Source organism: Thermovirga sp., assembly GCA_012523215.1.
Lineage (GTDB): Bacteria > Synergistota > Synergistia > Synergistales > Thermovirgaceae > 58-81.
The window spans coordinates 1-1,515 of the sequence record JAAYIZ010000283.1; the positions used below are offsets into that span (position 1 = coordinate 1).

Consider the following 1,515-nt stretch of genomic DNA (forward strand, 5'->3'; position numbering starts at 1 on the left):
ACGAGCCTTTCCGCGAAGGCACCCGCGACTTGGAGGGGTTTTCCCACGTCATCCTTCTTTATCACTTTCACCTTTCGGAGGGTTTCGACCTCGCTGTGAAGCCCTTCCTGGACGGCACGGCCCGCGGCCTGTTTGCGACAAGGGCACCCCGCAGGCCCAACGCCGTGGGGCTCTCGGTGGTGAGGCTGGTATCCATCGAGGGAGGGACCCTCGTCGTCGAGGGCGTCGATATGCTGGATGGGACACCGCTGCTCGATATCAAGCCCTTCGTCCCGGAGTTCGACGCCCCCCAGGGTGAGGTCCGGACGGGGTGGCTTCAGGGCAAGGCCGATAAGGCCCGGGAGGCCAGGGCCGATAAACGTTTTTTCAAAGGCTGACGGTCGTCCCAGGTGGCGGCCCTTGCCCCGCCGTACCCGTGGAAATATAAAAGGATCTCCCGACCTCGAGGTCGGGAGATCCTTTTAGGTCACTAAAAACTTCTTCAAAGGATAGGGATTGCCGGAGGCCGGTACGCCTTCCTACGACCCCAGTCTCGACAGGACCCTTTGAGGATCGGCAGGCAGCCGGGTTAAACGTACCCCCGTCGCGTTGTAGATGGCATTCAGTATCGCCGCGTGGGGTGACGTGAGCGGGGCCTCCCCCGTCCCGGAAGCACCAAAAGCACCGAATTCCCTTGGTGTCTCCATGTGGATCAACTGCATTTCATCAGGTATATCCATGGGGTAGGGAAAACCGCAGGAGATAAGGTTCGTGTGTTTTCTCACATCCTCGAAGTCCTCCGTCAGGGCCAGGCCTATCCCCTGGGCGATGCCGCCGAAAAGCTGGCCGTCAACGATCGTGTAATTGTTTATCTTACCCACGTCACTTACCAGGGTAAACTTTTCCACCTTGGTTTTGCCTGTTTCCACGTCAACGGCCACTTCCGCCATGAAAAGGCCGAACATGTGGTTGGCGACAGGATAGCCTTGGCCTGTCTTATCATCGGGCGGCGTGCAATGCTGGACCTCCCCGTCGAGGTTACGAAGCGTGGCCTTCCAGTAACCCTCATAAAGAGTGGGGATCCCCTCCTCGATCATCTCTTGGTAGGTTCGGAAGGTCCCGTCAGGGCGGGCCATGGCTTCCAGGAGCTGGTTGCAGCTGTCGATAATGGCGTTACCGACCATGATCTGGCTCCGGCTCGCCGCCGCGGCACCGCTATTGGGAGCTTTGGCCGTGTCATTGCAGACCAGCTTGATCTGTTCCGGCCTGATGCCGAGGGGTTTCAGGGCCTCATGGGCCGTTCCTACGCACCCTATGTCGGCGCCTTGTCCATGATCCTCCCAGGTGTTGTAAAGAATGACCCCGTCCTCGGTCAGCTCGATGTTGCTCCTGGCCTCGTCCGATCCTACGGAGTTGGCGTTGTAGATGCCCAGGGCTACCCCTACGCCTCGTTTTACGCGGTCCGTAGAGAGCGCGGCGGCACGTTTTTGGGCTTCCCCATACAAGGGTTTCAGCCTGGTAATCATGGCCGGCAAG

At 59.5% G+C, this 1,515-nt stretch carries 2 protein-coding genes; one reads left to right on the forward strand and one right to left on the reverse strand.

Annotated features, from left to right (window positions below; genetic code table 11):
* Positions 1-377, forward strand: a 377-nt coding sequence (locus GX108_07630; protein ID NLO56900.1) for an SAM-dependent methyltransferase, incomplete at its 5' end; no start/stop codon positions are given.
* A 141-nt stretch (positions 378-518) separates the two neighbouring features.
* On the opposite strand, the gene GX108_07635 is transcribed toward GX108_07630, so the two are convergent.
* The coding region (locus GX108_07635) for a molybdopterin-dependent oxidoreductase (protein NLO56901.1) at positions 519-1,515 on the reverse strand (997 nt) is incomplete at its 5' end.